The 26,587-nt window shown below is 43.6% G+C and carries 31 protein-coding genes; 15 read left to right on the forward strand and 16 right to left on the reverse strand.

What is annotated here, in order from left to right; all coding sequences use genetic code 11:
- The first annotated feature begins 1 nt into the window (after window position 1).
- The gene (locus ACZ5R2_RS19585) at window positions 2-517 is read left to right on the forward strand and encodes a GyrI-like domain-containing protein (protein WP_464902934.1); all 516 of its coding nucleotides are present in this window, start codon (window positions 2-4) and stop codon (window positions 515-517) included.
- On the opposite strand, the gene ACZ5R2_RS19590 is transcribed toward ACZ5R2_RS19585, so the two are convergent.
- Window positions 482-1,603: an ISAs1 family transposase gene (locus ACZ5R2_RS19590; RefSeq protein ID WP_464902933.1), complete on the reverse strand. Its 1,122-nt coding sequence runs from the start codon at window positions 1,601-1,603 to the stop codon at window positions 482-484. The two genes, ACZ5R2_RS19585 and ACZ5R2_RS19590, sit on opposite strands and share 36 nt — an antisense overlap.
- A 401-nt stretch (window positions 1,604-2,004) precedes the next feature.
- On the opposite strand from ACZ5R2_RS19590, the gene ACZ5R2_RS19595 reads away from it, so the two are divergent.
- From ACZ5R2_RS19595 to ACZ5R2_RS19620, 6 genes are all read left to right on the forward strand, one after another.
- On the forward strand, window positions 2,005-2,982 hold the full coding sequence (locus tag ACZ5R2_RS19595) for a serine hydrolase domain-containing protein (protein ID WP_464902932.1): 978 nt from the start codon (window positions 2,005-2,007) through the stop codon (window positions 2,980-2,982).
- Window positions 2,983-3,226: 244 nt separating this feature from the next.
- A complete protein-coding gene (locus tag ACZ5R2_RS19600; protein WP_464902931.1) occupies window positions 3,227-3,730 on the forward strand; it encodes a YgjV family protein in 504 nt (167 codons plus the stop codon).
- A gap of 168 nt (window positions 3,731-3,898) precedes the next feature.
- On the forward strand, window positions 3,899-4,396 hold the full coding sequence (locus tag ACZ5R2_RS19605) for a GNAT family N-acetyltransferase (RefSeq protein ID WP_464902930.1): 498 nt from the start codon (window positions 3,899-3,901) through the stop codon (window positions 4,394-4,396).
- A 133-nt stretch (window positions 4,397-4,529) separates the two neighbouring features.
- A complete protein-coding gene (locus tag ACZ5R2_RS19610; RefSeq protein ID WP_464902929.1) occupies window positions 4,530-5,126 on the forward strand; it encodes a class I SAM-dependent methyltransferase in 597 nt (198 codons plus the stop codon).
- A gap of 56 nt (window positions 5,127-5,182) precedes the next feature.
- On the forward strand, window positions 5,183-5,842 hold the full coding sequence (locus ACZ5R2_RS19615; protein WP_464902928.1) for a DUF2268 domain-containing putative Zn-dependent protease: 660 nt from the start codon (window positions 5,183-5,185) through the stop codon (window positions 5,840-5,842).
- Between the two features lie 44 nt (window positions 5,843-5,886).
- Window positions 5,887-6,405, forward strand: a complete 519-nt coding sequence (locus ACZ5R2_RS19620) for a GNAT family N-acetyltransferase (RefSeq protein ID WP_464902927.1) — start codon at window positions 5,887-5,889, stop codon at window positions 6,403-6,405.
- Window positions 6,406-6,574: 169 nt separating this feature from the next.
- Here ACZ5R2_RS19620 and ACZ5R2_RS19625 read toward each other — a convergent pair whose 3' ends face one another.
- From ACZ5R2_RS19625 to ACZ5R2_RS19640, 4 genes are all read right to left on the reverse strand, one after another.
- Window positions 6,575-7,054 (reverse strand): hypothetical protein, encoded by a 480-nt coding sequence (locus ACZ5R2_RS19625; RefSeq protein WP_464902926.1) that lies wholly within the window; start codon window positions 7,052-7,054, stop codon window positions 6,575-6,577.
- Between the two features lie 38 nt (window positions 7,055-7,092).
- Window positions 7,093-7,407, reverse strand: coding sequence for a hypothetical protein (locus ACZ5R2_RS19630; protein ID WP_464902925.1), 315 nt, complete (start codon window positions 7,405-7,407; stop codon window positions 7,093-7,095).
- Between the two features lie 330 nt (window positions 7,408-7,737).
- The gene (locus ACZ5R2_RS19635; RefSeq protein ID WP_464902924.1) at window positions 7,738-8,124 is read right to left on the reverse strand and encodes a RidA family protein; all 387 of its coding nucleotides are present in this window, start codon (window positions 8,122-8,124) and stop codon (window positions 7,738-7,740) included.
- A gap of 494 nt (window positions 8,125-8,618) precedes the next feature.
- Window positions 8,619-9,566 (reverse strand): IS30 family transposase, encoded by a 948-nt coding sequence (locus ACZ5R2_RS19640; RefSeq protein WP_464899512.1) that lies wholly within the window; start codon window positions 9,564-9,566, stop codon window positions 8,619-8,621.
- A gap of 118 nt (window positions 9,567-9,684) precedes the next feature.
- Here ACZ5R2_RS19640 and leuA point away from each other — a divergent pair, with 118 nt between their 5' ends.
- A complete protein-coding gene (gene leuA, locus ACZ5R2_RS19645) occupies window positions 9,685-11,367 on the forward strand; it encodes a 2-isopropylmalate synthase (RefSeq protein WP_464902923.1) in 1,683 nt (560 codons plus the stop codon).
- Here leuA and ACZ5R2_RS19650 read toward each other — a convergent pair.
- The 6 genes from ACZ5R2_RS19650 to ACZ5R2_RS19675 all read right to left on the reverse strand — a co-directional run bounded on the left by ACZ5R2_RS19650 (window position 11,364) and on the right by ACZ5R2_RS19675 (window position 16,334).
- Window positions 11,364-12,140 carry an AraC family transcriptional regulator gene (locus ACZ5R2_RS19650; RefSeq protein ID WP_464902922.1) on the reverse strand — a complete coding sequence of 259 codons (777 nt, stop codon included), beginning with the start codon at window positions 12,138-12,140 and terminating at the stop codon, window positions 11,364-11,366. The genes leuA and ACZ5R2_RS19650 overlap by 4 nt on opposite strands.
- Before the next feature lie 376 nt (window positions 12,141-12,516).
- A complete protein-coding gene (locus tag ACZ5R2_RS19655; RefSeq protein WP_464902921.1) occupies window positions 12,517-13,368 on the reverse strand; it encodes an AAC(3) family N-acetyltransferase in 852 nt (283 codons plus the stop codon).
- 186 nt (window positions 13,369-13,554) lie between these two features.
- A complete protein-coding gene (gene fabA / locus ACZ5R2_RS19660) occupies window positions 13,555-14,043 on the reverse strand; it encodes a bifunctional 3-hydroxydecanoyl-ACP dehydratase/trans-2-decenoyl-ACP isomerase (protein WP_464902920.1) in 489 nt (162 codons plus the stop codon).
- Window positions 14,044-14,088: 45 nt separating this feature from the next.
- Window positions 14,089-14,574 (reverse strand): helix-turn-helix domain-containing protein, encoded by a 486-nt coding sequence (locus tag ACZ5R2_RS19665; RefSeq protein ID WP_464919472.1) that lies wholly within the window; start codon window positions 14,572-14,574, stop codon window positions 14,089-14,091.
- A gap of 9 nt (window positions 14,575-14,583) precedes the next feature.
- Window positions 14,584-14,889, reverse strand: a complete 306-nt coding sequence (locus ACZ5R2_RS19670) for a DUF6597 domain-containing transcriptional factor (protein ID WP_464902919.1) — start codon at window positions 14,887-14,889, stop codon at window positions 14,584-14,586.
- A 305-nt stretch (window positions 14,890-15,194) separates the two neighbouring features.
- Entirely contained in the window at window positions 15,195-16,334 is a 1,140-nt protein-coding gene (locus tag ACZ5R2_RS19675) for a ParB/Srx family N-terminal domain-containing protein (RefSeq protein WP_464902918.1), read from the reverse strand.
- 389 nt (window positions 16,335-16,723) lie between these two features.
- Here ACZ5R2_RS19675 and ACZ5R2_RS19680 point away from each other — a divergent pair, with 389 nt between their 5' ends.
- From ACZ5R2_RS19680 to ACZ5R2_RS19695, 4 genes are all read left to right on the forward strand, one after another.
- Window positions 16,724-17,452: a lysostaphin resistance A-like protein gene (locus tag ACZ5R2_RS19680; RefSeq protein ID WP_464902917.1), complete on the forward strand. Its 729-nt coding sequence runs from the start codon at window positions 16,724-16,726 to the stop codon at window positions 17,450-17,452.
- A gap of 168 nt (window positions 17,453-17,620) precedes the next feature.
- Window positions 17,621-17,980 carry a VOC family protein gene (locus ACZ5R2_RS19685; protein ID WP_464902916.1) on the forward strand — a complete coding sequence of 120 codons (360 nt, stop codon included), beginning with the start codon at window positions 17,621-17,623 and terminating at the stop codon, window positions 17,978-17,980.
- Between the two features lie 74 nt (window positions 17,981-18,054).
- Window positions 18,055-18,402, forward strand: coding sequence for an SH3 domain-containing protein (locus tag ACZ5R2_RS19690; RefSeq protein WP_464902915.1), 348 nt, complete (start codon window positions 18,055-18,057; stop codon window positions 18,400-18,402).
- A 328-nt stretch (window positions 18,403-18,730) separates the two neighbouring features.
- Window positions 18,731-19,246 carry a P-loop NTPase family protein gene (locus tag ACZ5R2_RS19695; protein ID WP_464902914.1) on the forward strand — a complete coding sequence of 172 codons (516 nt, stop codon included), beginning with the start codon at window positions 18,731-18,733 and terminating at the stop codon, window positions 19,244-19,246.
- Between the two features lie 232 nt (window positions 19,247-19,478).
- On the opposite strand, the gene ACZ5R2_RS19700 is transcribed toward ACZ5R2_RS19695, so the two are convergent.
- Together ACZ5R2_RS19700 and ACZ5R2_RS19705 are read right to left on the reverse strand one after the other, a co-directional pair.
- The gene (locus tag ACZ5R2_RS19700; protein ID WP_464902913.1) at window positions 19,479-20,015 is read right to left on the reverse strand and encodes a nucleotidyltransferase family protein; all 537 of its coding nucleotides are present in this window, start codon (window positions 20,013-20,015) and stop codon (window positions 19,479-19,481) included.
- A gap of 310 nt (window positions 20,016-20,325) precedes the next feature.
- The gene (locus ACZ5R2_RS19705; RefSeq protein ID WP_464902912.1) at window positions 20,326-21,228 is read right to left on the reverse strand and encodes a LysR substrate-binding domain-containing protein; all 903 of its coding nucleotides are present in this window, start codon (window positions 21,226-21,228) and stop codon (window positions 20,326-20,328) included.
- 97 nt (window positions 21,229-21,325) lie between these two features.
- Here ACZ5R2_RS19705 and ACZ5R2_RS19710 point away from each other — a divergent pair, with 97 nt between their 5' ends.
- On the forward strand, window positions 21,326-21,505 hold the full coding sequence (locus ACZ5R2_RS19710) for a hypothetical protein (protein WP_464902911.1): 180 nt from the start codon (window positions 21,326-21,328) through the stop codon (window positions 21,503-21,505).
- Between the two features lie 184 nt (window positions 21,506-21,689).
- Window positions 21,690-22,193 carry a GNAT family N-acetyltransferase gene (locus tag ACZ5R2_RS19715; RefSeq protein WP_464902910.1) on the forward strand — a complete coding sequence of 168 codons (504 nt, stop codon included), beginning with the start codon at window positions 21,690-21,692 and terminating at the stop codon, window positions 22,191-22,193.
- Between the two features lie 92 nt (window positions 22,194-22,285).
- Here ACZ5R2_RS19715 and ACZ5R2_RS19720 read toward each other — a convergent pair whose 3' ends face one another.
- Complete coding sequence (locus tag ACZ5R2_RS19720) at window positions 22,286-23,077, reverse strand: DODA-type extradiol aromatic ring-opening family dioxygenase (protein ID WP_464902909.1); 792 nt, start codon at window positions 23,075-23,077, stop codon at window positions 22,286-22,288.
- Between the two features lie 60 nt (window positions 23,078-23,137).
- A complete protein-coding gene (locus tag ACZ5R2_RS19725) occupies window positions 23,138-23,581 on the reverse strand; it encodes a DoxX family protein (protein WP_464902908.1) in 444 nt (147 codons plus the stop codon).
- 117 nt (window positions 23,582-23,698) lie between these two features.
- Between ACZ5R2_RS19725 and ACZ5R2_RS19730 the strand changes: the two genes are divergently transcribed.
- Window positions 23,699-24,598, forward strand: a complete 900-nt coding sequence (locus ACZ5R2_RS19730; RefSeq protein ID WP_464902907.1) for a LysR family transcriptional regulator — start codon at window positions 23,699-23,701, stop codon at window positions 24,596-24,598.
- 103 nt (window positions 24,599-24,701) lie between these two features.
- Here ACZ5R2_RS19730 and ACZ5R2_RS19735 read toward each other — a convergent pair whose 3' ends face one another.
- Window positions 24,702-26,495, reverse strand: a complete 1,794-nt coding sequence (locus ACZ5R2_RS19735) for a patatin-like phospholipase family protein (RefSeq protein WP_464902906.1) — start codon at window positions 26,493-26,495, stop codon at window positions 24,702-24,704.
- Window positions 26,496-26,587 lie beyond the last annotated feature (92 nt).

Genomic DNA, 26,587 nt, shown 5'->3' on the forward strand with positions numbered 1-26,587 from the left:
TATGGAACTTAAAAATATGGATGTTGGTCGCGTCTTACGTATTAGACGAAATTTAACTATCCCTGAAGTTGGTCCGCAGAGCGTCGAATGTTGCGGGAAAATTTACCAAAAAGCGCAAGAAATAGGGGCGTCTGTGAGTGGACCTTGGCACTTTGTTTCACACGGGCTTCCTAAAGATATTGAAACCAGCTACACCGTGGACTTCTGTCTTCCTGTTTCTGATGTGAGTCATCAAGTGAATGGTGATGATATTCAGTTAGTTACACTAAACGAATTTTATTGTGCAAGCAGTACCTTTGAAGGAGGACTACATCAGTTATTCGAACTCGGCTATCAACCACTACTGAATGAGATCAACGCTGTTAACGGCAAATACACTGGGGAAAGTCGCGAGGTTTACCATAAATGGGCGGGGCCAGAATCAGTTGATAATGTCGTCGAAATACAGTTTGGTCTAGTGGCAGGGCGACCGCATGAGTGTCTAGTTTTTCAGCGTCTGATTAAAACCAGCACTTAATACCGCCTCAAGCATGGCTGTATTCATCATGCATCGCTTTTGTTTCCCAACAATGCTCAACTTGGTTGGCTCTGCACGGAGCATATTCAAGCTCATATGGCGTAAGCACGACAGATTCTCTGCGCCGTGCTCTTTGTATATTTGACACGCGTCTTCATTCATACTCACATCAAGCACCCAATGCATTGACTCTATACCCCAATGTTCTCTGACTGCTGTCGCCGCTTGCTCGGCGCTAAGCTCTTTGGAGCTGATGTAGTAACGATACTCTAGACCTATTGCTTTTCCTTTTTCAAAGCGGAAGTTTTCAACCATAACAATGCTCTTCAAGCCTTTCCAACGAGAGAAGTTACCTTCAAGTTTGGCACTGTCAAATACATAGCATTGGCGAGACTCTATACGCCCATGCCCGTCTTCAAGCACAATGTCTTCCGCCACATTTGCTCGCTCAGTTGAGAACGCTTTTTCTATCGCTTGTCGAAGTTTTCCTTGGTTACACTTCACTGCAAGCAAGTAGTCGCCTCCTTGTTCTATAATGACTTTAGCTATCTTGGTTTGACAGGCCATTGCATCAATGGTGACGAGAGCACCCTTGATATCGAGCATCTTTATCAGCTCTGGGATTGCCGTTATTTCATTGCTTTTTTGCTCGGTTTTTAGCTGTCCCAATACGAGCTTATTTGATGAAGCATAGGCGCTGATCATGTGAATAGTGCTTGCTCTGTCTTCACGATTGTAGGAGCCGCGAAGCGTTTTGCCATCTATTGCAACGACTTGGCCGTCGGTGAGTGTATGTATCGACGATATCCAGCTAACAAAGCACTTATGGAATTGCTCGGGCTCAATCGTAGATATTATGCGGGCAATCGTGTCATCGGCAGGAATACCATTCAAAAAGAGGTCATTGCGTTTAAACCAATCGTGGTGTCCGAGAATGTACTCACGAATATCAAACCAGCCCTTTGCACCGGCAATCACGGCACATAGCGAGCCAAAAAGAACTTCAAACAAGCAGTAAGTTACCTTTGCTTCTTGGCGTTGGTCGGTCATCGTTTGGAAATGTTCTTTGAAGTGGTCAATGTGCATCGTGTGCTCCCTAAAAAGGGAGTATATGATCACAGGTAGATGTGATCGTCAAATCGATCGTTATTTTGATTATAAAACGTTCACGATCTCACCCTGGGTCTAGTGGCAACTCAAACAGGCTGAGAAGCAAATATGGTGAGATCTAATCTGCATAGTGCTGGGTAGTCGTGTAATTTATATGCTGAAAGGGTCAGTGGGGGCAGGATCTCACCAATGGGTCCTCAACAACAAAGTAACTTCTATTCAGCTATTGGGTAGCCAATATCAGATTACATTTTCAAATTACTGTGATCGCCCCCCTTGGTATTAAAATGAACGCGACCGTATCAGGGTTTGGTTTTCCATTTTTAAAATGGTTTAGTTAGCCTGCAACCTCATTAATCACGAAATGAGGCATTACGATGAGTAACATCAATGAATCCATAGCAGGGCTAATTGGCACCCAATACCAAAACATTACTGGACTGGTTGCCACTCGGTGCGGCAACGAGGAACTTAGTTATTTTGCCCCCGGCTTTTCAAGCCAAACGCCCGTACACCTCTCTTCTGTTACCAAAAGCATTACTTCGATGCTCATTGGTGTTGCGCTAGAGCAAGGGCATATCAAAAGCGTAGAGCAGCCAATATTGGATTTTTTCCCTGACTACTCACTAAAACGTGGCGAGAAAACACTGCCGCGTCTTCGGCTAAAAGATCTGCTAAGCATGACTGCGCCTTACAAGTTTAGGAGTGAGCCGTATACCAAGGTCTACTCAAACAATGATTGGACACTCGCATCGCTAGATCTTCTTGGGGGTAAAGGTGAAGTAGGGCAGTTTAAGTACACGACACCGGCACTGCACGTCTTATCAGGAGTGTTGAGCGCCGCGACTGGGCAAAGCGTGGCGGACTTCGCCAATCGGCAGTTGTTTGCGCCGCTTGGAATTAATCCGGTTAAGAACATCACTTTACGCGATCGGCAGCAGCATATTCAATTTACTCGAAGTGCGACTGAGCGCGGTTGGGTGGCAGACCCTCAGGGGAGTAATACTCCTGGTTGGGGACTTGTGTTAAGCACATCAGACCTGATTAAACTTGCCCACCTGTATCTGGCCAAGGGACGTTGGGAAAGACAACGTTTGCTGGCAGAAGAGTGGATACAACGGAGCACGTCTGAGCAGAGTCGCTGGGGGGAGAGACGTTACGGCTATCTATGGTGGCTGATGCCTGATACGGAAAGTAACGGCTACTGCGCTCTGGGGGATGGGGGCAATGCATTGATTATCTTACCAAAACAACAGGTGGCGGTGGCGATAACATCGCGATTCATCCCGCGACCCAAAGACAGAGTGGCGCTGTTTACAGAGCATCTACTTCCTTTACTGACGTCTAAGAGGTAACAGTCGACGAGCAGCCGCCAGCTTGGGTTAAAGTGAACTAGGCTGTCCGCCTAAGTCGAAATGTACAGCACTGCGGACAGTTGAAGAAAAAGTACGGTTTTTGAGCTTGTTAATGCACCATGCAAGCAGGTATTATCAGCGCCAAGGGACTTGATATCAATTAGTTATACGTAGATAGACCAAGCAGATTGCCAAGTTAACGAGTTGGATCACCAGTTAGCTGGTCTATTCACAGGGAGGTATAGTGACACCATTCATTTTGTCGCAGATATTAGTGGCCGTTGCAATTGGGTTTGACTTGATGTCATTCCAGTTCAAAGACAGAAAAAAAATTGTGATGTGCCTTTTTTTTGCGGGTTTGTTTATTTCCAGTCATTTTATGTTACTTGAGCAGTATACTGCTGCAAGTCTAATGATTATCGCCACTATTAGATATTTAGTGAGTGCATTTTCTACTTCCGACAAACTAAAGTATGTGTTTTGTACAGGGGCAATTATTTCATCTGTGGTAACCTATTCGGGAGTTATCAGCATAATTAGCTGTGTGGCGTCAGTTTTTCAAACAGTGGCTGCGTTCAGTAAAAATGATCGTCGTTTGAGGGAATATATGATAGTGGGTACAACTTTTTGGTTAATCCACAATTATGTAATAGGTTCGCCAACGGCAGTTCTAATGGAAGTACTTTTTATCACAAGCAACCTAGTGGGCTATTATCGATATTATTGGAAAAAACCATCCGTGGCGTAGATATAACTAAACACTAGGGTGTATGTATACCCATGTAGTCGTTTACCGTTCATACTGTTTACACGTTTAGTGTTGTTTGCTTTTTTGCAGTCACCTTCATCAATTAAACTGCATGTCCAGTTAAAATTGATGTATGGTGAGCTAACGGGATGAAGATGGGAATGAATTTTGGAAATTAAAACGACTAGGATCACGATAGGAAAACTAGAGGCAAGATTAGCCAAAAGTGTGCATCTTAATTCCCTAGATGACGATAATCGTCGATTTGTCCCTGATGAAGTTTTCGAGACAGTTCAAGATGCGAAAGATGCTATTGAATTTTTGATCACCTGTTACAGCAACAAAGAGGGACCGTTTGTGTATGCCGTATATGAATCGGGGCTACACATTGGTCATGTGCAGGTAGCGAAAGTTGATCAAGGCTGGGAAGTTGGCTATCACATCGCAAAAGAGTTTACGGGTAAAGGATACGCGACAGAAGCTTTAAAAGCATTTGTGCCGGTGGTTATGCAAAAGCTCTGTATCAATCATCTCTACGGAATATGTGATACCGAAAACTATGCTTCACAACGAGTACTTGAAAAGTCCGGTTTTAAGCGATGTGTGAACCGTTTAGCTAAGTGCAGCACAAAAAGCCAACTAACCTATGAGCTTGTCCGACCCTAGCAAAATGAAATCGCCCTTTTGTGTCAGCAACAGACGATCCTTCTTGTCAAGTGAAGCTCAGTTGACTTAGTTTTGCTTTTCAATGTAACGTATTAATTTCATTAACTCTTAGTACTGAGAATGGTGAAAATTCATGGATGAAAGCAGAGAAATTTGGCGTCAATATTACCAAGTAGCGCTGTCTCGACAGCACTCTAAACGCACTGAACTTGCTATCAAGCTCAATGAGTCGAATCTAAAAGTAGCTGTGGATAGTGGATGTGGTGTTGGCTGCGATATCCAATATCTAGAGCAGCAAGGCTATCAGGTACATGGCTTTGACATCAACCCAGACTCAATCGCTATCTGCAGAGAAAGATTTGCTTCCAAAGCATTAGTCGAAATATCAGAGTCCTCTTTTGAATCTTTTCACTATCCCCGCACAGGTATAGTGATTGCTAATTCTAGCTTATTTTTTGCCACACCCAATCTGTTTGAATCTACTTGGAGTAAGCTTCGATCTTCTATTCATACCGGAGGTGTATTTGCCGGGGATTTTATGGGTGAAAAAGACAGTTGGGCAAACAACTATCGCAGTCCGACGACACCGCTGTTAAAGTCACAAGTGAGGTCTCTATTCTCAGGTTTTGAGGTCGTTAAGTTCGTCGAGCGTGACGAAAAAGCGATGACGTCCCTAGGTAAATTAAAGCATTGGCACACGTACTCTGTCGTGGCTGTTAAACGGGTTTAGTGAGCATGCTTCATAGTATAAATAAATTAGAAAGTGCTTATTAAATAGGAGCTGTTATGAGTATAAACTTGCATCTACTTAATGCTACAAATAGACTTTCAACCCTTGAAAAGAGAATAGTTGTTGAGTTCAATAATGCAGTCAACCAGGTGAAGTATCTAATGCCAGTGAACCACGTTGATGTGGTAATACGTGCAAGTTCTCAAGTTATTCCTGAAACAGGAATAGCTGGATATTGCCCACAAGACGATCTGGTTTACGTTAGCATTGATCCAAATAACACCAACCTTCTCAAAAAATTCTCTGAAGAATTTACCGCTACTCTTGCGCATGAGTTACATCATTCCATACGATGGAAGGAAGTAGGGTATGGAACTACGTTGGGTGAGGCGTTGGTTAGCGAGGGGTTAGCATGTTGTTTTGAGGCTGAATTACGAACGTTGGCGCCGCCACTCTATGCTATCGCTGTCAATCAAGACGAACTACCCCAAATTTGGAAGAGAGCAAGAAACGAGTTATCTAGCGATACCTATGACCACTTTGCTTGGTTCTTGGGTAAACCGTCAAGGTCGATACCGCGGTATGCTGGTTACTCCCTAGGGTACCAAATAGTACTTGATTATATCCGAAGCTTCGACATACCAGCGTCAAAGCTCTTCGGCGTGGAAGCCAGCTTGATTCTTGAGAACTCTACTAGCCACCAGATATTTAACTAACGATGGTGGACTCATGTTTTAGACACCGAATAGGAGATAGAAAAATGGAACTGATAGCGCCATCGCTAGAGTTTGAAAAGGCTTTTGCTGCTTTTTACGAAGATTTCGCGATAAATGATACCGCAAACGCTGATCATTACTTTGCTGGGAAGTCTGATTTTCCACACTATGTCCAACGTTTGAGCGATGAATCTAAGGGGATTAACTTACGTGAAGGTTATGTGCCTTGCAGCCATTTTTGGTTAGTAGGCACAGACAAAAGCTTACAAGGGGTCATTCGCATTCGACATAACATTGACAACGAATTTCTATCCTTGGAAGCTGGGCATATTGGTTATGATATAGCCCCTTCATATCGAGGCAACGGTAAAGGCAAGCTTATGCTTAAACTTGCGCTACCGAAAGTCAAAGAGTTGGGTATATTGAAAGCGCTAGTCACTGCTGATGAAGACAACTTTGCCTCGAGAAAGGTCATTGAAGCTAACGGCGGCCAGTTTGAAAAAACCATTATGGGTAAGGTATTCCCTAATCTCTTGGCAAGATATTGGATCAGTTGCGATTGAAAATTGATTGAAGTGGACGCTGTTCTAATGTGTACTAAAGATTATCCCACATGCCACCAAAAACGCCTCTGGACAAAAACGTTTTATAGGTTTTGCTAAATTAGTAAATTACGGATTACTTTTAGTATCGAAAACACACATATCGCGGGTCAGAAGTTCTCACACCGCGTTAGGGGGATGTTTTCGCCATACTCTTAGCTACATCAAAAAACTCTGTATCCAATGCAAATGTTTCAGTCATTAGATCAGACGTGACGGATGTCCAAAGGAGTTCCCTTTGAACCAACGACTCAATTGCAGGGCTAGACAGGTCTAATTCATTAATCTGACGAAATGTTAACGCTGTGCCACCTGATTCCGTAAAAGCTTGAACAACTCTCAACTCCTCTTTGCTCAAGCGCTGAAATACGTCTACTAACTGCTTATGTTGAAGTTTATTTGTTAGCTTGACTTTTGATCGTTCATTCAGTGCTGTAGCAACTATACGAGCAATAGGGAAGATTATGAATAAAGAGAAAAAAGCAATAACCCAATCATTTGAATACAAGTAACTAGTTAATCCAAGAGCTCCGGATAAAGAGGTAGCGATACCCCTACCAAAATCATTTTCGCTATAAACTTTCTCTAGCCACTTATCAATTGATTCCATTTACTTTCTCCATAACTGATAAAGCCCCTAACGCTTTATTATGTGGTGTTATCACCTATACCTTCTATATGCTTCGCACAATCTTCCAGTGATTTAGCTAATTCTCGTAAAACAACCGGATCAGCCGGTACATTTAGCACTGGGAAGTTAATACCGTTAGAACTGCGAACTGTTCCATTCGAGTCTAGTTCCATTGGTTGAAAAGAAACATTTATATCCGAGCAGGTTATATCTAAACCGTAATACATCTCAAATGACTTGATACCTTTAAATAAACTAGCCACTTTATTACGACTTACACTTGCAAAGAAATGTTCTTGCTCCCAAGTCACTACAAATGATCTAGATTTCATTCCAACTCCAAATTTGAGAATCACATAATGTGCTTATTATGCGGCAACCTGCCGTATAATCCCCTTTAGAATCGCTCCCTAATCCACCACTAAAACTAAACCCACATCAACATCATCCCTACAATTCAGCAGATTATCAAGCGACTAAATCGAACACGCGTCACAATATGATGTGCATTGCCATCTATCAATCAGGCAGTGATTGGAAAGGTCTGATAGCGATAGCCACTTTCAGATTACAAAAAAGTGAGGCGAGCACCTCAATGCGATTCATGAGGTTGAGCGTCACCAGCACGAAAAGGGGCAGTTTTGACTTACGAAGTGTTGATTTCAGGACCTATTTATCACTGCATCTACCTCTGTCTCAACTAACCACTCAGGGTCAATAAACCCCTTTACTTCAACAAACGTGCAAGCTGGCCGTTGTTCTGAAAATAATTCTCCGTGAGCTTTTGCTGCCTGCTCCCATTCAGAGATATCAGTGAGCATTATCCTTGTTCGAATAACGTCTGTCAGACGACCGCCTGCTTCTTCGATAGCTGAGATTGATAGCTTTAGACAATATTGTGTCTGTTCGTAGACACTTCCTGCATGAACAGTCCTCCCATTGTCTATTGGAGCCGTGCCTGCTACGGCAATGTGATTGCCGATACGGCTGGCACGAGAGAAACCAATTGGAGACTCAAGATGGGAGCCTGAGCTTATTAATTTACGCAAACGATACTCCTTACTAGCAAATTTGACCTCACATAAATACAAAAGATTCATGATGAATAGGGACACTAAACAACCCAACAATCATTACACACCGTATTGGGGAAGTAAGTCATACAAATCAATGATATAGAAAAATGATAGTCAAATGTGACGAATGATACAAAACTTGGTATTCTTTTTAGACAAATCAATAACATAAGAGTCACGTCGCGTAAGTATAATTTGGGAAAGACCATTAAAGGCGTGCTCGCCTGTTTGTAGGGCATAAACCGAAAAGGGGCATTTCTGAGCTAGAAGTGTTCACAGTGAACAAAAAACTATTAGCAAATAGGCAGGTAAGTGCCTCTTCTCATACTGACGATGTCCCCCGCTGTCCAAAACGCGACGATTTTCGTCAACTTCTATTGAGATATCAGTCACATAGTCTTCTAGCATGAACTTTTCTCAACAAAGAAAGGCCCGAATTCAACTGCGAAGTGCGACACTCTCCAATATCAAGCAGCTAAAGCCATTTTGGTAAATACAATGGCTGGCTGTTTGAAGCCTAAACACTTTCTTGGTCGATAATTTATCCGCGATAAAGCAAACTCTATATCAATGTCCGTCACCGTCGATAGATCGGTTCCTTTCTTCACATATTGCCTCAAAAGGCCGTTCGCATTCTCATTAGCACCTCGCTCCCAAGAGCTATAGGGATGAGCAAAGTACACATCTGCCTCCAACTCTTTTGCGATAGTTTCATGACCTGCAAACTCTCGCCCGTTGTCCGCGGTGATGGTATGCACATGCTCCTTGTAAGGCATGAGTAGCTCTATTGTCGCCTGGGTAACGTCATCGGCTGACTTAGATGGTACTTTCTTTACCAAGTAAAACCGGGTCTTACGCTCTAAAATAGTTACCATTGCGCCTGTACCATGCTTACCTAGAACAGTGTCAATTTCCCAGTCACCAAACCGCTCTCTGCTGTCGACAATGCTTGGTCTGTCATCAATTGAAACGGCATTCTTAATCGCAGGAGCTTTCTCTTTTTTACCGCGACGATACCGCTTATGGCCTTGCCTCAAGTGGCGATATAATTTACCGCCTGAGCGCTTGTCGCTAGCAACAAAACGATAAATCCACTCATGGCTGACTGCTGCGCCGGCTTTCGTTAAGACGTTGGATATCTGCTCTGGACTCCAATCCGCCTCTAGAAGAAGACGAATAAAGTCAACACGTTCCTTTGGAATTCGGTATTTTAGTGCAGCTCTCCGTCTGGTGATGGACACCATCTGTGCCGTGCTTGGACAGTAATGATTGCTCTTACGGCCTCTTTTTAGCTCTCGATAAACCGTCGAGCGATGGCATTGAACTGTTTTAGCGATTTCAGAAACTGAAATTCCCCGTTCCAAAAGAGCAGAAATCTGGTATCTTCTGCCCTCGGTCAACTGCTGATAATTCATGGTAGTACTGCTTGTTTCTTTGGCGAGAAGAGCGTACCACTTTCAGCAGTTGGCTTCCTCTTCTACACCTTCCCATGAATGTCGCACTTATTATCTGAAATCGGGGGACAAATTAATAATGTTAGAAATGCCATCAGAAAAATACCAAGCAGCTCCTGTTATCAGCTTCCCACAAAGAACATGGCCTTCGAAGATATTAGACAAAGCCCCTCGCTGGTGCTCAACCGATTTACGAGATGGTAATCAGTCTTTATCTAACCCAATGAATATTGATAAAAAACTGAAGCTCTTTCACCACTTAGTTGAATGCGGATTCAAGGAGATTGAAGTTGCATTCCCATCAGCATCGCAAACGGATTTTGACTTTGTTCGATGTCTGATCGAGAACGAGTTAATTCCAGGTGATGTTACTATTCAGGCGATTACGCAATCCAGATCGGACTTGATTGAGCGAACAATTGATTCTCTAACAGGGGCGTCTAAGGCTATCGTCCATTTGTACAATGCGACAGCTCCATCTTTTAGAGATATTGTTTTTTCTCAGGATAAAATGTCTACCCTAGAACTTGCTGTAAATGGGGCTAAACAGATTAAAGCCTTATGTGAAAAACGACCTGAAACTGAATGGACTCTTGAGTATTCACCAGAGACATTCAATTTTACGGAATCCGAGTTTGCTCTTGAAATCTGTGAAGCAGTAGCGTCAGCATGGCAGCCAAGTAAGACACGGCAGCTTATCATTAACCTGCCAACAACCGTTGAATGTAACACTCCTAACGTTTTTGCAGACCAGATTGAACACTTCATAAATACATTTAGTTCATTAGAGCACGTGACAATCAGTGTTCATCCTCATAATGATCGAGGTACAGGTGTTGCTAGTGCCGAACTCGCCATGCTAGCAGGAGCGACTCGGGTCGAAGGTTGTTTATTCGGGAACGGTGAACGTACAGGCAATGTTGACTTGGTCACACTCGCGCTAAACCTTTATTCACAAGGCATTGATCCTAAATTGCGCTTTCATGACATTCGGCATACGGTTGAACTCGTCGAGCAGTGTAACGAAATCCCTGTTCACCCACGTCACCCATATGCTGGAAGGCTCGTTTTCACCGCCTTTTCGGGCTCTCATCAAGATGCTATTAAAAAAGGATTTTCTTCGTATAGCTCTAAGTTGAAGACCTTCTGGGATATCCCTTATTTGCCGATAGACCCTATGGATTTGGGGTGTAACTATGAAGAAGTGATTCGTGTAAATAGTCAATCAGGTAAGAGTGGTGCCGCATGGTTACTACAAGAAAACCACGGATTGTTACTGCCTAAAATGCTCCAAGCCGATTTGAGTAAAAAAGTGAAAAGTCATACCGATAGATCGGGATGTGAAATTAATCTTTCGGAATTATGGCAACTATTCAGACAGTCTTATGGTCTAGTGAGTAACCCGACCATAAGCTTGCAGAGCTATCACAGCCAAACAACAGAGATTGGCCAAAAAATTGAAGCTAAAATTCATCACAACAACAAAATGATAGGATGTGTTGGTTCGGGGAATGGTCTAATGTCTGCGTTGCTAAAAGGGTTAATGGAACAATATGGTCTGCAGGTCAATATCGTTGACTATCACGAGCATACTCTCGGTTCACGAACCCAAAGTAAAGCGGCCTGTTATGTGCAGCTACAGTCTGCGATTTCTAACGTGAGCTTTTTTGGCGTAGCAATTGAAGAAGATGCAACAAAAGCGTCTCTACAAGCATTGTTGAATGCCTACTCTAATTTACTACAGACTAACTTAGCGCTTTAATCTTGTTCTAATGGATTAACCATCGGACAATATTCCCTCGGAGACAGCCCCGTTCGACTTTTAAACATCGCGCTAAATGCGCTAGGGCTGTCATATCCAATTGCTAATGCAGTATCTAGCACATTGCACCCGCTGGCTAAAAGTTCAGACGCATGTAGTAATCGTTTCTGACGCAGCCATTCTGTGAACGTTAGACCTAGCTCTTGCTGAAACCGACGAGAAACAGTTCTTTCACTTTGGCCCAAATACTTGGCAGCATCTGAAGCTGTCCATGGGTGTGAAAGACGCTCAGATACGTTTTTACAGAGCATGACCAATGCTTCGGTTCTTGGATTGGGGAGATAAAAATCAATGGGGTTTAGCAAACGTAATTCATCAAGTATCAGTTCGAATATTCGTTCTTCTCGCGTTCCTGCTATCCGAATATCGGGTAGAGATACGGCCTCAACAATTAAACTGGTCAACAACGACGAAACTTTCGATAGCACACAGGTATTGGGAAGGTCTGCCCTGGCCATAGGATCAACAAAAAGCGTGCGAACTCGAACGTCCCCCGTAATTCTGAGGCTGTGTGAGATACCTGCAGGTATCCATAGCCCTTGATTCGTTGTCACAACCCACGACTCTGATTGTGTATCCACTCGAATAACACCGTTTAAAGCATGTAAAAACTGAGCGCACTGATGAGTATGGGGTGGTTCTACATCCCCATGAGAATAATTGTGTGCATATGCCAGTATTGGAGGGGCCAACGTTTCGTCACAAAACTTCATAAATACTCGAGTAAATCCTTATACCGAATGAAAAAATAATGTAACGAACTTATCCAGAATTCTCCAGAAGAAAGATAACCTCTGTTTCTCCACTGAATTGTCCTTTAGACATTTAGCCAGTCAGATACTACTAAACTGGTATTAATTCGTTAGGTAAATTAGGGCAAACGTCGATACTCAGGAACATCGTGAGTGAGGGGGCTGAATTGAAATGGGGCACTTGTTAGTTACGCGGTGCCGACCATGAAAGTTGTGGACAATCGTATGTTTGGGGTTGCCAAGGTTAGGTAGCTTTCGCATTAGGCTAAGTAGGAAAAGGCAAAAGCAGCCCCAGTTTGCAGAGCATATCTTGATTGGTTGTACGATGATGATTTGATTACGCCTTGTTTCTCCCACCATGCACCATATCGTTACACCGATGACAGTTCGCAATCCCACAGTGAGTAATACTAGGATCACGGACGATAACGTCAGTAATGGTATCTACAAAGCGGTGAAAGTCGTAAACCCTTACTAAGCTATTGCCAATCTTAATTTCACTTTCAATCTTGCTAACATAAGGCCTTAGACTTTCAAAACCATCTGAGCAGCTTCCTTCTTCGGTTTCGACTACTTGACCGTTTTGTACAGCCCAGCGCCGAAATAAACCTTTCCCAGCAAGTTCTTCAGCGTAGTGGATCGGTGTGCAGGCTTTAAAATTGACTCCAGCAAGTATCACTACCGCTGGCAGATTTCCGCTGTAAATGGCTTTATATGCGGAGTAAACATTAAGTGGGCTCTGATTTGCGAGCAGCAAAGCTTTGTCTTTACCTGTAATAGCAAACGAGTTCGTTGGGTGCTGTGTCCGAGCGGTGTATTCAATACCCAAAAGCAACTTTGGAATTACTCCCATCGTCGGCTCTATTTGAGATGGAGCACCCGTGTAGTTCACAGAGCGCATTTCAAGTACCGACTCGTAGTCGATACCATTGTTAAGGTAGTTTATACGTGCTGGGTAGGTCTGAGCCAAATAAAAGAAGGTAGGGCAAACCAAGGTACAGCCGCTCTCCAAAAAGGCATCGATAATTGTTTGTGGGCCGCCTTGAACATCGCCAAAAGATCTAAATGAGGAGTGAAGGCATACAACTTTGTTTGCTATGTTGAGGCGTCCAAGCTGACCTATGATATTTTCTTTAGTTAGCAACTTGTTCTCCGTTTGATTCCGTAATGGTAGACGAGTTTTAGTCACTATAACTTATTCGGTTCAAGGGAGGATACTTGGTGCCTCTTGCCTCATATATAAATTTTGATTATGTGATTGTGAGCTAAGAGTGGATGTGGTTCTATCGCGGACAACACGTTTTGGAGCATGTCTGTGTTTCATGCCCCGAACCTCAGTTATCTTGTGGCAAAATTGCTACGCCGTAAATTCCAGTTAGGAAACTAGCCCAACCCTGAGGTCATTCGCCTCATATATTATTTCATCATTGAGAAGCACAAAACCGTCAGCAATGCCTAGAGGCATCGGTTTCTTGAATACGCGTTTAATATCAAGCTTATACTGGATACTGCCCGCATCTGGGAAAATTTGACCTGAAAACTTTACTTGACCGACTCCAAGCGCGCGACCTCTACCTTCTAGGCCTGACCAGCCTAGATACACCCCTAACAACTGCCAAAGAGCATCTAAACCAAGACAACCTGGCATTACCGGATCTCCTCTAAAATGGCAATTAAAGAACCAGTGCGTTGGGTCTATCGAAAACTCCGCCTCCAACATACCTTTATTGTAACTTCCAGACTCCTTAGTTATTTTTGTAATCCGATCGATCATCAGCATCTCATCACTTGGAAGGGTTGCATTTCCTTTGCCAAAAAATCTCCCAGTAGACATCTCAATAATCTGTTCATTAGTAAACTGCATTTCAAATCCTTGTTATAAAACTACCGTTTTACTAATTTTCACTTTTTAGGTATTGGAAAAATCGGACATCATTTGAGCAAATAATCCACTGGGAGTGTTTGACACAAAGCGTCTGTAGTCATTAGTAAAATGAGATTGGTCGTAATAGCCAAGTTCGAGCGCAACTTCGGAGAGAGGGGCTTGCAAATCCCATGCACTACGGCACGCACACTGTACCCGAATAGTTTGAATCATTGCTTTGGTGCTCAGGCCGATATGCTTACGGAAAACGCGATTGAGTTGTCGCGCGCTTAGATTGACATTCTCGGCAAGAGTTGAAACTAAAATACGCCCCTTACTCTCAATGATTAAATTAACAGCGTCTATCAGTTTTGAATCTTGACTTGGTGAAAGCCTTTCAATTAGCCAGCTATCGCAAATTTGAACTCGCTCATCAAAACCTTCCTTGTCATAGATTTGTGTGTGTAGACCTCCTTCCTTACAACAAACGAACGCTTTAGCTATTGATGAGACACCCGGAAAGCTATCAATTGTGAAGCGCTAGAGCATACCAGGGTAGAAACGTACTCCAAAATACTGACCTGATTGTTTAATATTTACTTCGAATGACTCTCTGCACACACCTAACTTCGTCACACCACATGGAGAAATATAGAAATTTTCCATTCCGTCAGGTACTACTTTGTACTTTAGTGGACCTTGAGTTGTAACCTGTAAATAAGAGTGAACAATACCCTTCAGTTCATCACAAGGGGCACATTTTTCTATTGTGATATTTTGACTAGTCGCGATCTTACTATCTAATTGCGGCTGAAATGGCTCATATGGGTTGGTAGAGTAGTCCATCCGGAGTTACCTTCGAAAGCTGATTAGTCGTCCTTGATTCATTAGGCTACAGCTTTTAGGAAAAATAAGTCAAATGCATTTGTATGCGTAAAGAGAAGGGAAGAGTGCAAACTCATTTAGGGACAAAGTGAGCTAGAGTAATTTGTCATATCTTATTACATCTTGATTAGATAACGGGAAGATCACATTATTACTAATATATCTAATGAGTGAGCCGAGCAAGTCAATCAAAGGTAGGCGTGTAAGCTATCATCGTTACTGTGAGTAGCCACAACTGATATAGTCATGGCTACTACAACTAAGGATTAACGAGATAGATCGTAACGATTTTCGTAGTCGCTTAAGTTGTTGCAAGGGTATGGGAAATCTTCGATATCAGTGCCGGTGTTATAGAATGACCAGCCTAGTTTACCGAGTTTTAGTTTTCCATCTTCAGCATCATCTTCATCCCACTCACAGATGATTTCTTCAATAATACTTTGGGTATTGTTGAACTCCAGTTCTGGTAGCTGGCCTAACTCAGTGGTTGTTTTGCCGCTGTCACCGAGAACATAATAACTTGGTAAGCTCACCATATAGCGAGATGCATCAAGAACGACTTGTACATAGTCTTCAATAGAGTCGGTGCCATCGACACGAATAATGTCACGTAGCTCTTCGGCCCAGTAGTATTCTAGGAAGGGGATCGACTCAGCGCTTCCTTTGTGCCAGCCGATATCACGGGTGTAGTACACAAGGGCGCGATAATCATCGTTAATGAGTCCACGTGGGTTCTCTGCGGTTACTGCGCCTAAGTCTTTAGGTAAATCGCTCGGCTTGATCGCGTTACCGTTGTCGAACAGGTAAACGTTTTTTGTTTCCTGCATCTCGTGCCAGAAAGTCGCCATATCACTGCGGTTACCATTAGCGTCAAATGCAAAGTTCTCTTCAACTCGAACCAGTATTTTTGTGTCTTTTCCACCGTCTTCCATATCATGGAAACGACTGAAAGTATGGTGACCGTCGGTTAGGTAAAGCGCGCCATCAGGGCCAACAATAACTGGGTTGATCCAGCTCATTATTCGCTCATCGCCATTTTGATCTTCTGATATTTCTCCGTCTGACTCACGTGGGTCTTTACACACGAAGCTGTCTGGGTCATTGAAGTCGCTGTCTTCATCAAAATAGTCAACCGAATCACGAAGGCCATAGGTTTCACAGAACTCTTCGAATAGTTTTTCTTGTTCTAGCTGCCAGCGACCGAGCTTGTAGTCATTTTGGCGTAGACCTAATGTTCTTTGTGTTGGCATAAGATCACCAACAGTAACCCAGTGAACATCGCCCACAACAAAGCTAAGATGCTCTTCTTTCCCTTTTTCACTTAGGGTTATATCCTTATTATCGTTGCTGCTCATACAACCCGCTAGCATGCCCGTAACAATTAGCGCCAATACAGTTTTTTTCATCTCAGTTCCATGTGTTTAATGACGAAGTAAGGTCAGAGATAATAATTACGCTTAATTAATTTTTTCTTACAGTTCGATTAACGCTGTTTTACAGTAATATTGCACTCCGTTTTGTGTATTCTAGAGCGACAGTTCTTTACCCAGTTGCTCACTAACGACCTACAACGATAAGTAAAACCTTTGGTGAGAAGCAAGTTCATTAGAAATGTAGCGCAGACTTGCCTCACGACGTATTTTTCTGAGCTGCGGCTAATGGGATAACATCCCAAGTTCGCAATTAATTCATTTACTTAGTTTTAGATTAGGGTAGTTTTACCAAGATGATCACAGTGTTGGTAATAGCGGCACGCAATAACCCAAACTCATATAAAGATTCCTGGGAGTTCACTTTGTTAGTACAACGTTTGGCTGAAATCCCGATTGGGTTATGGCTGCTACTAATGGCCGGTCCATTTCTATTCTTATTAGGAACTGTCGCTGTTTCTATAGGGTTTGTTATACGCTCAACGCCACCTGAGCAAATTTCAAGTGAAGTAATGGCTTTTGTGCCACATATTTTACTTGGTGTACTCTTCTGCCTATTGATGGCGTTATTCGCAGCTTTTCCTAACAGCAGCAAAGCGGCATGGATGCCGCTGGTCAATGATAAGGCCTTGATAGACGTAATGGTCGGTATGTTATGTGGGGCAATTCTGGCGTTTGCATATATCTATTGGTTAGCTCCGCTTCTTGAATATTTTCAGAGTACCTTTGGTGACTATGTTTCCCCGGGCTCAGTCTTAAAAACAGTGTCAAGCAGCATTACGCTGTTCTTTCTAGCTAACGTGATATTAGCTCCCTTAGTTGAAGAAACACTCTACCGAGGGGTTGCTCTCCCTATGCTCGAAACTGAACTGGGTGTTACTTGGGCGGTGCTATTAAGTTGCCTGTTTTTTGGTCTCCTGCACTGGATGGGAGGAGTTTGGTATATGATTTTAACAGGTGTTGTAGCAGGGGGGCTGTTTACGGGACTGTACTATGTTCGCGGCGGAGTGATGGCACCGTTTGCTGCTCATCTTACTCTAAACTTGATCGAGTACATCTACGCATTTCGCGTTCAAACCATTGCCCAACAGTAATCGATACGGGCCATTCCAAGCTAGGGTAACTGGCACAATCTTGTTCCTTTACACCATAGTGGAACTGCTCATCGACTGGGTGGCAACAAGATTGATGCTCCATTAAATTAACCTTAAGATAAACCGAGTAAAAGTGAACCTAATGACAGGAAAATAACAAGGAACGATATGAATCAACATGAAAAGCTCAACTATGTTGAGTTTGGTGCCAGTGATCTTGAAGCCACTAAAGATTTTTTCTCCAAGGTGTTCGCTTGGGAGTTTATCGACTACGGTGTTGAATATACAGCGTTTTCAAATCAGGGCCTGGATGGAGGAATCTTTAAGTCTGACTCGTGCAATCAAACTGAAACAGGTGGCGCCCTTTTAGTATTCTACAGCTCTAGTATCGAGGCAACCCAAGAGAAGATCACCAGCAACGGTGGAAAGATCATTCGCCCTATATTTGAATTTCCGGGCGGTTGTCGATTTCACTTTCAAGAACCGAGTGGCAACGAGTTCGCTGTATGGTCAGAGCAGCGAGCATAGTAGGCGACGCCAAAATGAACGATTGCAAGTGGGTAAATGCTCAAGCGCTATATGGATAGAGGAATGGACACGTAATGAAATACACGGTAGTTAAGAATTATTCAGATGCACCTGAGAGCCCAATACAGGTAACAGCAGGTGAAGAGCTACAGTTTGTCGAAGAGTCTGATTCTAACGGTGATTGGCCCAATTGGGTGTTTTGCCGTGGGGAAAATAAGGAGGGTTGGGTGCCCAAGCAATTACTTGAACTTAACAACTCCGTTGCTCGCGTACTAAAGGATTACTCTGCACAAGAACACTCTTTGGTTGAAGGCGACATATTGATCAAGGAGTATGAGCTCAATGGTTGGATTTGGTGCCACAAGGTTGAGGGTAATAAACAGTCAGCATGGGCCCCATTAAATCATTTAACTATTGTGTGAGTTCACAAAGCCAATCGCGTAACAGAAGCTTCTGACGCTTGAGCACTTTAATTCAAATCGGTACCAGGGCTTAGGGAAGTTAAGTGGTATAGCGTTATTGCCCGTCAGCAAGGCGGTTTGCTTTTACAAGTGCAGAGAACAGTTGACAACGGATCGAATTTATAAGACCGTGGCTATATGAAATTTAATCTATTGCAACTTAACCAACGAATTATCATCATTCCTTAGGAATGGTGGGATTTTGATATGCTTTGGATAAATCGACCCACCCTAGAAGGTGGGTTTCATTTTTCTGCCTTTTGGGAATTTAACTTTTAAAGGGATTACAATGAAAAAAGTAGCCGTTTTTGGTAAGCCGGGTAGTGGGAAGTCAACAGTAAGCAAAGCACTAGCGACAGAGATGGGTTTGCCGCTTCATCAGTTAGATTCGATTGTTTATAAACCAAATGGTGAGTTTGTCGGGCGAGAAGAGTTCAATGCCGTTCACAGCGATATCTTGCGTTCTGAATCTTGGGTTATCGATGGGCTTGGGCCAATCAGTTCCTTTAACGAACGTTTAGCGGCAGCAGACACACTAATTTATATCGATTTACCATACTCGGTCAGTTACTGGTTTGTGACTAAACGCTTTCTCAAAGGACTCTTCGTAAAACCAGAGGGGTGGCCAGATGGAAGCTCGGTATTAAAAGGCACACTGAATAGCTACAAGACACTTAAGTTGTGCCCTAAGTTCTGGAACGATGATTTCGAGTCGAGGATTACTGCTTACTCTCGTAGTAAAGAAGTTTACATAATTAAAACAGTGCCCGAGTTAAATGACTTTGTTTTAGCGCAAGCTAAATAACACACACCTGTCATAATGAGCCCCAAGACAGTCAATTAGTAATATCTATCGTTGGCTGCGCTAGCAGCCAACATAATCGAACAACTAAGCTGACTGCTTCGTTCTGGCGAAGGGGTAGTTAGTCGTTACTCATCACGAACACATATTTGTCATGAGCTCAATTTGTTGCAATTACACCAAGTCTTGGGTTGTATCTTCGGTAAGTGGGGAGGCGACGAGCTGTACACAAAGACTATGATGAGACTTTTAATAAAGGCCATTGTTTTAACCACCCCTTGGATTTCAAACGATGATCGTAAGCTAGTCTTGACCCGATAGAGTTGAACGTGACATAGCCTTTCAACAATGATTCGAAGCCAAACGCTGCAATACACTCGTACTGGCTTAGGCCAACTTGGCGAATGCCTACGGCTGTTTCTTTTTCTGGCCAGTGGCGCATCGCGTCTAAAGAGCTTGTGTAAGGTAAATCGCCATTGGCTGTATGCATTGTTGCTTGATTGCGTACCTGCCAGTTTAACTCCGGCATTAGTTTAGTGAGTTGTCTCTCATACAGCAAATTTTTGCCGGGGTTTGATTCTTGAGGATCAAAATAAATCACGTCCACGTCATTGAGTAGCGTTGATTGCTCGGCCTTGTGTAGAGAGTCCCAAACCAAATTACGCACAAACCCTGCAGCTATATAGCACTGAGGGAGGTTTAGTTGGGCAACACATCTTAGGGCCTTTACTCTCATTGGGTCCTGCTTGATGAGTTCAATAATTCTTTCCATTCTCGGTCACCGCTAAAACAAACGCTTTTCGTCACAGTACAGTTAGGAGGAAAAACGAGTCAAGTTAAAGCGGTTGAACGAGATGCCTCTGTGCTCGATTGAATTAGGTTTACAAGTTAAAGTGCTTGAGCGCTGCAAGGGCTACGTCTTCCCCAAACTCTTGAACAAAGTGTCCGGCATTGGGCATTTGTGGTTGTTGCTGCCTATTATCTGAAACAGTGGGGTAAAGTAAGCTTGCGTTGGCTCTATTGAATCACTTATCGAAACGCTAGACTCTCGCTGATCCTTAAGCTTGACTACACGACATAAACTAACCTTGCGATGCTGTGCTTAATTCTTTTAGTAACCAAGATTTAAATGCATTAACTCTTAGAGCCCGTGAAGAAGCAGGATCACTAATTACAGAGTAGCGAATACCGGGATTGAGCCCTATGTTGAATGGCTTGACTAGTAATCCTCGTTCAACAAAGTCTGCGGTAATACTCTCTGTCGCTAGGCATGCCCCATGTCCTGCAACCACAGCATTGATGGCCATGTCAAAGGTACCCACTTCCATCCATTGAACACCATCTCTCTTGACCGTGATATTGGCTTGTCGAAACCATTGCTCCCAACTGAAAGATGCAGAATGAAAATCAATTAACCAACAGTTGAGAAGCTGCTCTGGACTAGCCAAAGTCATTGAGTCTGCGAGTTGTGGAGAACAATAAGCAAAAATATCTTCTTCGAAAAGTGTCTCTTGATCCAAATTTAAGTGCTCAACACTCTCATCTCCTTGCCAAATCAAGACGTCAATTTCAGAGTGGCGAATATCTATTTCTTTAACCGCTTGCACCCGGATTGGTACATGTGGGAACGCCATAGTGAACTTCCATAATTTGGGCATTAACCAACGTGTGGAGAATGAACGAGGAGCACTGACGTTAAGCACGCCCTCGAGTGGTTCGTTTTGAATTCGGTTCAGACCAGTTATGATGGCATTAAACCCCTCTGTGACATGGCTTTGAAGCATTTGTCCTTTATCTGTCAGGTGCATTTCACGTCCACGACGGATGAATAGCTTACATCCCAAACGGTCTTCAAGGAGCCGTAGTTTCTGACTGATAGCTGCCTGAGTGACACATAGCTCTTCAGCAGCTTTGCTGTAGCTTTTAAGTCGGGAAGCAGCTTCGAAAGAGTGCAGTGCAGAGAGGTAGCGAAGTCGATTGTCCATAAGCTGTAATTATAGTACCTGTAATCTATCGTTGCTCGTAACGGAGGTTGCTTACCTTGATAATAATGGTATCCATTTAGTAATCAAGGATAAGAACATGCATTTGACAACAGCCTATAAAGCACGTTTGGTACGTAAGGTTATGAAATTTAGTCACCTAAACTTGATTCGTGGTGAAAAGCACACCAAGGTCACTGTGATGAGTAACCACCTAAAAAAAGATGTGGGCCTGCCCACTGAAGAGAGCGATAGCCGGCACTATTCAAGTTATTTATAACCTGAAATTATTGTTATTTTCCGATGATAGGTTCGAAAGTTACTATTGTTTACCAATTTATACTTAGGGGGATTATGAGAATAGTGAGCGCATCCGGTAGCCAAAAGTAACTCTCAAAGTGTGCCTGCGTCCTAGTCTGAGGGAGCATGCCATTTGATAAGTAATGTATTCATAGGGAGATGAAATGATACTGATTGAACGGTTAGATGATTCACACATCGAGTTGATAAAGAAAATTAACGTGGCTGAAGAGCAAGAAAAATTTGCATGTACAGCGGAAGAGTTCCTTTCTGACTTCGCCGACACGACTCATCGGAATGTGATAAAGAACAACAATCTGGTGGTGGGCTTTTTTAAGCTCGATACCGCTTACTCATTAAACTACGATTTTTGCTCGCAAAATGGTCTAGGGCTGAGAACATTTGTAATTGGTATTAACTATCAGGGGCAGGGTATTGGAACGTCAGCAGTAAAGGCTCTATTCCCTTATCTTAAAGAAAACTACCCAGGTTTTGATTCCATTTATCTGACGGTCAACTGCAAAAATCCAAGTGCACAGAGTTGCTATAGAAATGGTGGTTTTGAGGATACGGGAGAGAAATACTTGGGTGGTGCCGCCGGTCCTCAACACATAATGTGTGGAAAAATAGCAAAGCAAACGACTATGGCACCCATAAGCGACAACTAGACCAGACCACCGAGTACTATCAACTAAGTCTCAAAAATAATTAGTCAATAATCAAGATGTGCTGAAACACATTTTACATAACTATGAGAGTTTTACTGCTCGAACAAGTAAGCATTCATCGCTAAAACTTCATTATCAATTGCGCGATGCAGACAGAATGCTTTGTGATTAGTGCTGCTGCCTATAATCGGAAACAGTGGGGTAAAATGCTCTTGGGTTGGGTGATTAAAACTAAGCTCTGGCGCAAGTGTTTGATAGTTGAGCAGTGCTTGATGGTGGCCATGTTCAAGCTGTTCATCGACCCACTGAGTGAAGCTGTTGACTTTCTCTGCCCGATCAGGACTTGGTGAGGGCGTAAAATACTCAGCGAGATTATGGCTGGCTCCTCCAGAGCCAATAAACAGTACCCGCTCATTTCTCAGCGCTGCCAACAGCTTGCCAAGTTTCTGATTAAATTCAGGCCCTGATTGGGTGCTGATTGAGACTTGAACGACGGGAATATTGGCCTGTGGGTAGAGTAATCGTAACGGAATCCACACGCCGTGGTCCCAGCCTTGCTGAGGGTCCAGTCGCGCTCTAATGCCGCCCTCGACTAAGGTTGAGGTAATTCGTTTGGCAAGCTCTGGAGCACCAGGAGCTGGGTAATCAAGTTGATATAGCTCTTCAGGGAAGCCATAGAAGTCGTGAATCGCGGTGGGGTTTTCATTTCCGGTCACAACCACTTCGGCGTCAATATCAAAGTGGGCGGAAAACACTAGGATAGCATCGGGTTTGGGAAGTTGACGACCTAGGGTTGCAAGAAAATGTGCCGTGTCGCTATTGTCGGTCGCCATCAAAGGAGAGCCGTGAGAAATAAACAGGGCAGGGAAGGGTTTAGCGTTCATCTCAGGCTCTCCTTATGGGTGGTTAATAGCGAATCTTGTACACTGTTCGGCTATCGAATGTTAGGCGAATTTTTTACTAACGAGTTGGTCAATCGATGCGCGACCGCCGCCGATAACGGCAAGATAACTAGTAGCCGCAAGAAGGATAAGCGCAAACTCATAGCCAGAATTGTTGATAAACAGGCCGTTGCCAATATGGACTGTCATTGCCATCGCCATTGTGAAGGCAGCTACAATCGCAGCTGGTCGCGTTAACAGACCAAGTGCTAGGGCAAGGCCACCGAAAAATTCGGCACTGCCAGCAAGGAATGCCATTAGTAGCCCTGGCTGAAAACCAATGCTCGCCATCCAGTTTCCGGTTGCTTCTAAGCCGTAGCCGCCAAACCAGCCAAACAGTTTTTGTGCGCCATGAGCACTGAGGATAAGCCCTAATGGCAGACGTAGTAGCAGTGGTGCAAGGCCAGCATTGGAGCCAAAGGCAAGATTGATCAGTTTATTGTTCATGGTGGTGTCCTTTATTGATTTCCTTTTTGGGTTAACTAAAGACTAATAGCAAACTAATTGTTGATAAATATTGGTTATGTTGAATAATTAACAACAAAGTATTGTTAAAGGATTAAGATGGACAAACTAGAGATGATGCGTACCTTCTTGTGTGTGTCCCAAGAAGGTGCCTTTTCTAAAGCGGCGGAAAAGCTGGATACCTCACCACAACTGGTGAGCAAGTATGTTGCAGCACTCGAGCAGCGGCTGAACACCCGACTGTTTTATCGCACCACACGTAAGGTCACTCTGACACAGGCAGGCCAGCAATACGCCTTACGCTGTTCGCAGATCTTGGATGATATCGAAGAGACGGAAAATCAGCTCGCAGATTGGCACCAGCGCGTATCGGGGCAACTCACCATCAACGCGCCAATGTCGTTCGGTCATCGTCATCTGCCAGCGCTGTTGAGTGACTTTCAACGCCGCTACCCAGAGGTGGACATAAAACTTAATCTCACTGATCACAAGGTCGATATTGTTAAGGAAGGGGTCGATATTGCGCTGCGAATCGGCAGTCTGAAAAGCGATTCTGTCATCGCCAAACGGATCGCCTCAATCCGACTCGCTATTCTCGCCTCGCCTGATTATCTCGAGCGAAAAGGAACACCAAACAATACTGCAGAGTTAGGCGGCCATGATTTTCTCAACTACTCGTATTCTGAGCAAAACCAATTGCAGCATTTTTTAGATCTCGATCCGCGTGAGGCCAAAATACGCTCCCCAATCACGGCCAACAATGGTGATCTTTTGGTCAGTTTGGCTTCACTTGGGCAAGGGATCATCATTCAGCCTACCTTTATCGCGGGTAATGCGATAAAGGCGGGGCGTTTGGTAGAAATTATGCCAGAGCATGCATTGCCGGATTTAGGGTTGTTTTTGGTTTACGCTAATCGCCAGTTTATGCCGAGCAGGGTACGGGCTTTTATCGACTTTGCGTCACACTACTATCCAGATAATCCGAAGTGGTACAACTAGACTGGTTTCACTGTATATTGGCTCTGAATCCTGCATCTTGAGGTCACTTGGGTATAGGACTACCGACAGTAGCTAGCCCGTGCTTGCGAGCTAGCTACTGAGGTTATTTACCCCATGGCTTGCCACGCCCGCGTGTTTCAGTACCCAAATATTTATCAATGGCTTTATCAGTGACAAAATGCTTGATCACAAATCGCTGAAACCAGTTAACCTCAGACTGTTTTAAAGTGCTATCTAGTCGAGACTTGAAATGGGCAGCTAATCGTTTTCTGACGTTAAGATCAGTATCTGGAAGCTCAATGCCCCCAAGTTTGCCAAACGCAGCTTTGGAGTTCTCTAGTTGGTCTGTATCACGTCTTGTGATCTTAAGTTTGATTAGATCGGATTTGTTGCCATATCTGTTGGCGATATCATTTAGCAGCTCGCACGCTTTAATACGCCCGACTAGGTAATCATGGTCACGATAATCTTTATCAAAGAAACCGACAAAGGAGGACATATCACTGCTGGCGAGATCGTTGTTCTCTGCTGTAATGGTGTATACATTCATCGTGTCTTTGTCTGTCAAGCTAGCTGAGTCGACAACCAACACAATCATATCTAACCAAACCGCTCGTTGAGCCTTGTTCAATGGCTTTTCGTTGAGGTCCTCTTCGTATTGACCCCCTAGGTAGTCTCTGAGGGCAGCAAGTTCATCGTCTGAATAAATCGATTCCACTAACTGTGTGATAAGTTTCTGCTGATGCTGTGTTTTGGCCTCATCAGTCAAGTTGTGCCGGATCCAGTCTCGAATCGACTTTGCCCGAGTGTCGATGGAGGCAACCTTTTGGTTAAAATCGTCCGTCATAAGCCAGTCTTGGAATCTAGCATCATTAAAAATTGAACTACCCAGGCCAACAGTAATATCAATTAGGTTATCAAGCTTTTTCTTATAATCTGCAGTGCTGGTTTTTTTATTGGGTGATATATAAAAGTAATGACGCTGTTTGTAGTCAGTTGCCTTGGTATCGTTTAACTGGGCCAGATTTCTTGCCATACCCAACGGGTAGTTGTTCATGACGCCACCATCGAGATACGCCATAGAGCCATCAGAGCTATGAAGATTGAAATTATCAGCATCTCTCACCCTGTAGTCGGGGCTGTCCCAAGTACGGTGTGATTTAATCGGTGAAAAAGCGAAAGGAAATGCTCCGCTTGCTTGTGCTAAATTGACAATGTATTGCCAGTCTTCCTTTTTATCATGGGCAAAATTACGTGAAATAACCTCGTCCTCTGTAGGCTCGTCTCGTGCTTCCTCCTCCTTCTCCCTAACTTGTTTAGCGGATTCGCTCTCAATGGTTACTGTGTATCTGTCTTGGTGGCGGGTTTGGATGAACTTTCCGTCAGAATGAAGTGGGTCGAGTGTGGATACGTGATAATCGATACCATTGAGGTTAGTGAGCGCCAAACCCAAGCGTATCTTGGCAGCACTAACAGGGTGAGGTTGCTCGGATGGTTGTGCGTAACTTCCATAGCGTGAGAGTATCATGCTCTCGCCAATGCTTTTTACAAAGCCATTGGAGAGTAGGGAGGTCTTGGTATTGTCTCCTTTGTGCTTTTTTAGCAACCCATCAATATTCGCCTTTTCAACCCACGCTTGATATAGCGCATTTCCTTTGGGGTCTTCAAGACGTACACCGTCAAACAGCAGTTTTTGCGCTAACATCGCTCCGGTAATGGCACCGGCGCTAGCGCCAGAGATAACGTCGATAACGATCTTGTTGTATGGGTCTTTTTCGTTGTGTTCTTTAAATGCTTTGATTAGTTCATACATAACACCAGCTTCATAAGAACCTAAGCTAACTGCTCCTGATATTGCTAACGCAACTCTTTGCTCGACAACTTTTTGTTCAGACATATTGACCCCTAGTATTTGCTACTAATTGTCTTACCAAAGTAGCATCAACTTGGGTGGTGTTAATATGATATGTTCTACACTTATCTGGCTAT

It is taken from the genome of Vibrio sabulosilitoris (assembly GCF_055391395.1).

What these genes read in the sequence shown, in the direction of transcription:
- ACZ5R2_RS19695 (WP_464902914.1), top strand. Translation starts at nt 18,731, where the DNA reads ATGAAAAAAGTAGCCGTTTTTGGTAAGCCGGGTAGTGGGAAGTCAACA.
- ACZ5R2_RS19720 (WP_464902909.1), bottom strand. Translation starts at nt 23,077, where the DNA reads ATGAACGCTAAACCCTTCCCTGCCCTGTTTATTTCTCACGGCTCTCCT.
- ACZ5R2_RS19590 (WP_464902933.1), bottom strand. Translation starts at nt 1,603, where the DNA reads ATGCACATTGACCACTTCAAAGAACATTTCCAAACGATGACCGACCAA.
- ACZ5R2_RS19690 (WP_464902915.1), top strand. Translation starts at nt 18,055, where the DNA reads ATGAAATACACGGTAGTTAAGAATTATTCAGATGCACCTGAGAGCCCA.
- ACZ5R2_RS19640 (WP_464899512.1), bottom strand. Translation starts at nt 9,566, where the DNA reads ATGAATTATCAGCAGTTGACCGAGGGCAGAAGATACCAGATTTCTGCT.
- leuA (WP_464902923.1), top strand. Translation starts at nt 9,685, where the DNA reads ATGTTAGAAATGCCATCAGAAAAATACCAAGCAGCTCCTGTTATCAGC.
- ACZ5R2_RS19700 (WP_464902913.1), bottom strand. Translation starts at nt 20,015, where the DNA reads ATGGAAAGAATTATTGAACTCATCAAGCAGGACCCAATGAGAGTAAAG.
- ACZ5R2_RS19610 (WP_464902929.1), top strand. Translation starts at nt 4,530, where the DNA reads ATGGATGAAAGCAGAGAAATTTGGCGTCAATATTACCAAGTAGCGCTG.
- ACZ5R2_RS19625 (WP_464902926.1), bottom strand. Translation starts at nt 7,054, where the DNA reads ATGGAATCAATTGATAAGTGGCTAGAGAAAGTTTATAGCGAAAATGAT.
- ACZ5R2_RS19675 (WP_464902918.1), bottom strand. Translation starts at nt 16,334, where the DNA reads ATGAAAAAAACTGTATTGGCGCTAATTGTTACGGGCATGCTAGCGGGT.
- ACZ5R2_RS19730 (WP_464902907.1), top strand. Translation starts at nt 23,699, where the DNA reads ATGGACAAACTAGAGATGATGCGTACCTTCTTGTGTGTGTCCCAAGAA.
- ACZ5R2_RS19650 (WP_464902922.1), bottom strand. Translation starts at nt 12,140, where the DNA reads ATGAAGTTTTGTGACGAAACGTTGGCCCCTCCAATACTGGCATATGCA.
- ACZ5R2_RS19615 (WP_464902928.1), top strand. Translation starts at nt 5,183, where the DNA reads ATGAGTATAAACTTGCATCTACTTAATGCTACAAATAGACTTTCAACC.
- ACZ5R2_RS19710 (WP_464902911.1), top strand. Translation starts at nt 21,326, where the DNA reads ATGCATTTGACAACAGCCTATAAAGCACGTTTGGTACGTAAGGTTATG.
- ACZ5R2_RS19595 (WP_464902932.1), top strand. Translation starts at nt 2,005, where the DNA reads ATGAGTAACATCAATGAATCCATAGCAGGGCTAATTGGCACCCAATAC.
- ACZ5R2_RS19620 (WP_464902927.1), top strand. Translation starts at nt 5,887, where the DNA reads ATGGAACTGATAGCGCCATCGCTAGAGTTTGAAAAGGCTTTTGCTGCT.
- ACZ5R2_RS19670 (WP_464902919.1), bottom strand. Translation starts at nt 14,889, where the DNA reads ATGGACTACTCTACCAACCCATATGAGCCATTTCAGCCGCAATTAGAT.
- fabA (WP_464902920.1), bottom strand. Translation starts at nt 14,043, where the DNA reads ATGCAGTTTACTAATGAACAGATTATTGAGATGTCTACTGGGAGATTT.
- ACZ5R2_RS19705 (WP_464902912.1), bottom strand. Translation starts at nt 21,228, where the DNA reads ATGGACAATCGACTTCGCTACCTCTCTGCACTGCACTCTTTCGAAGCT.
- ACZ5R2_RS19685 (WP_464902916.1), top strand. Translation starts at nt 17,621, where the DNA reads ATGAATCAACATGAAAAGCTCAACTATGTTGAGTTTGGTGCCAGTGAT.
- ACZ5R2_RS19725 (WP_464902908.1), bottom strand. Translation starts at nt 23,581, where the DNA reads ATGAACAATAAACTGATCAATCTTGCCTTTGGCTCCAATGCTGGCCTT.
- ACZ5R2_RS19735 (WP_464902906.1), bottom strand. Translation starts at nt 26,495, where the DNA reads ATGTCTGAACAAAAAGTTGTCGAGCAAAGAGTTGCGTTAGCAATATCA.
- ACZ5R2_RS19630 (WP_464902925.1), bottom strand. Translation starts at nt 7,407, where the DNA reads ATGAAATCTAGATCATTTGTAGTGACTTGGGAGCAAGAACATTTCTTT.
- ACZ5R2_RS19715 (WP_464902910.1), top strand. Translation starts at nt 21,690, where the DNA reads ATGATACTGATTGAACGGTTAGATGATTCACACATCGAGTTGATAAAG.
- ACZ5R2_RS19585 (WP_464902934.1), top strand. Translation starts at nt 2, where the DNA reads ATGGAACTTAAAAATATGGATGTTGGTCGCGTCTTACGTATTAGACGA.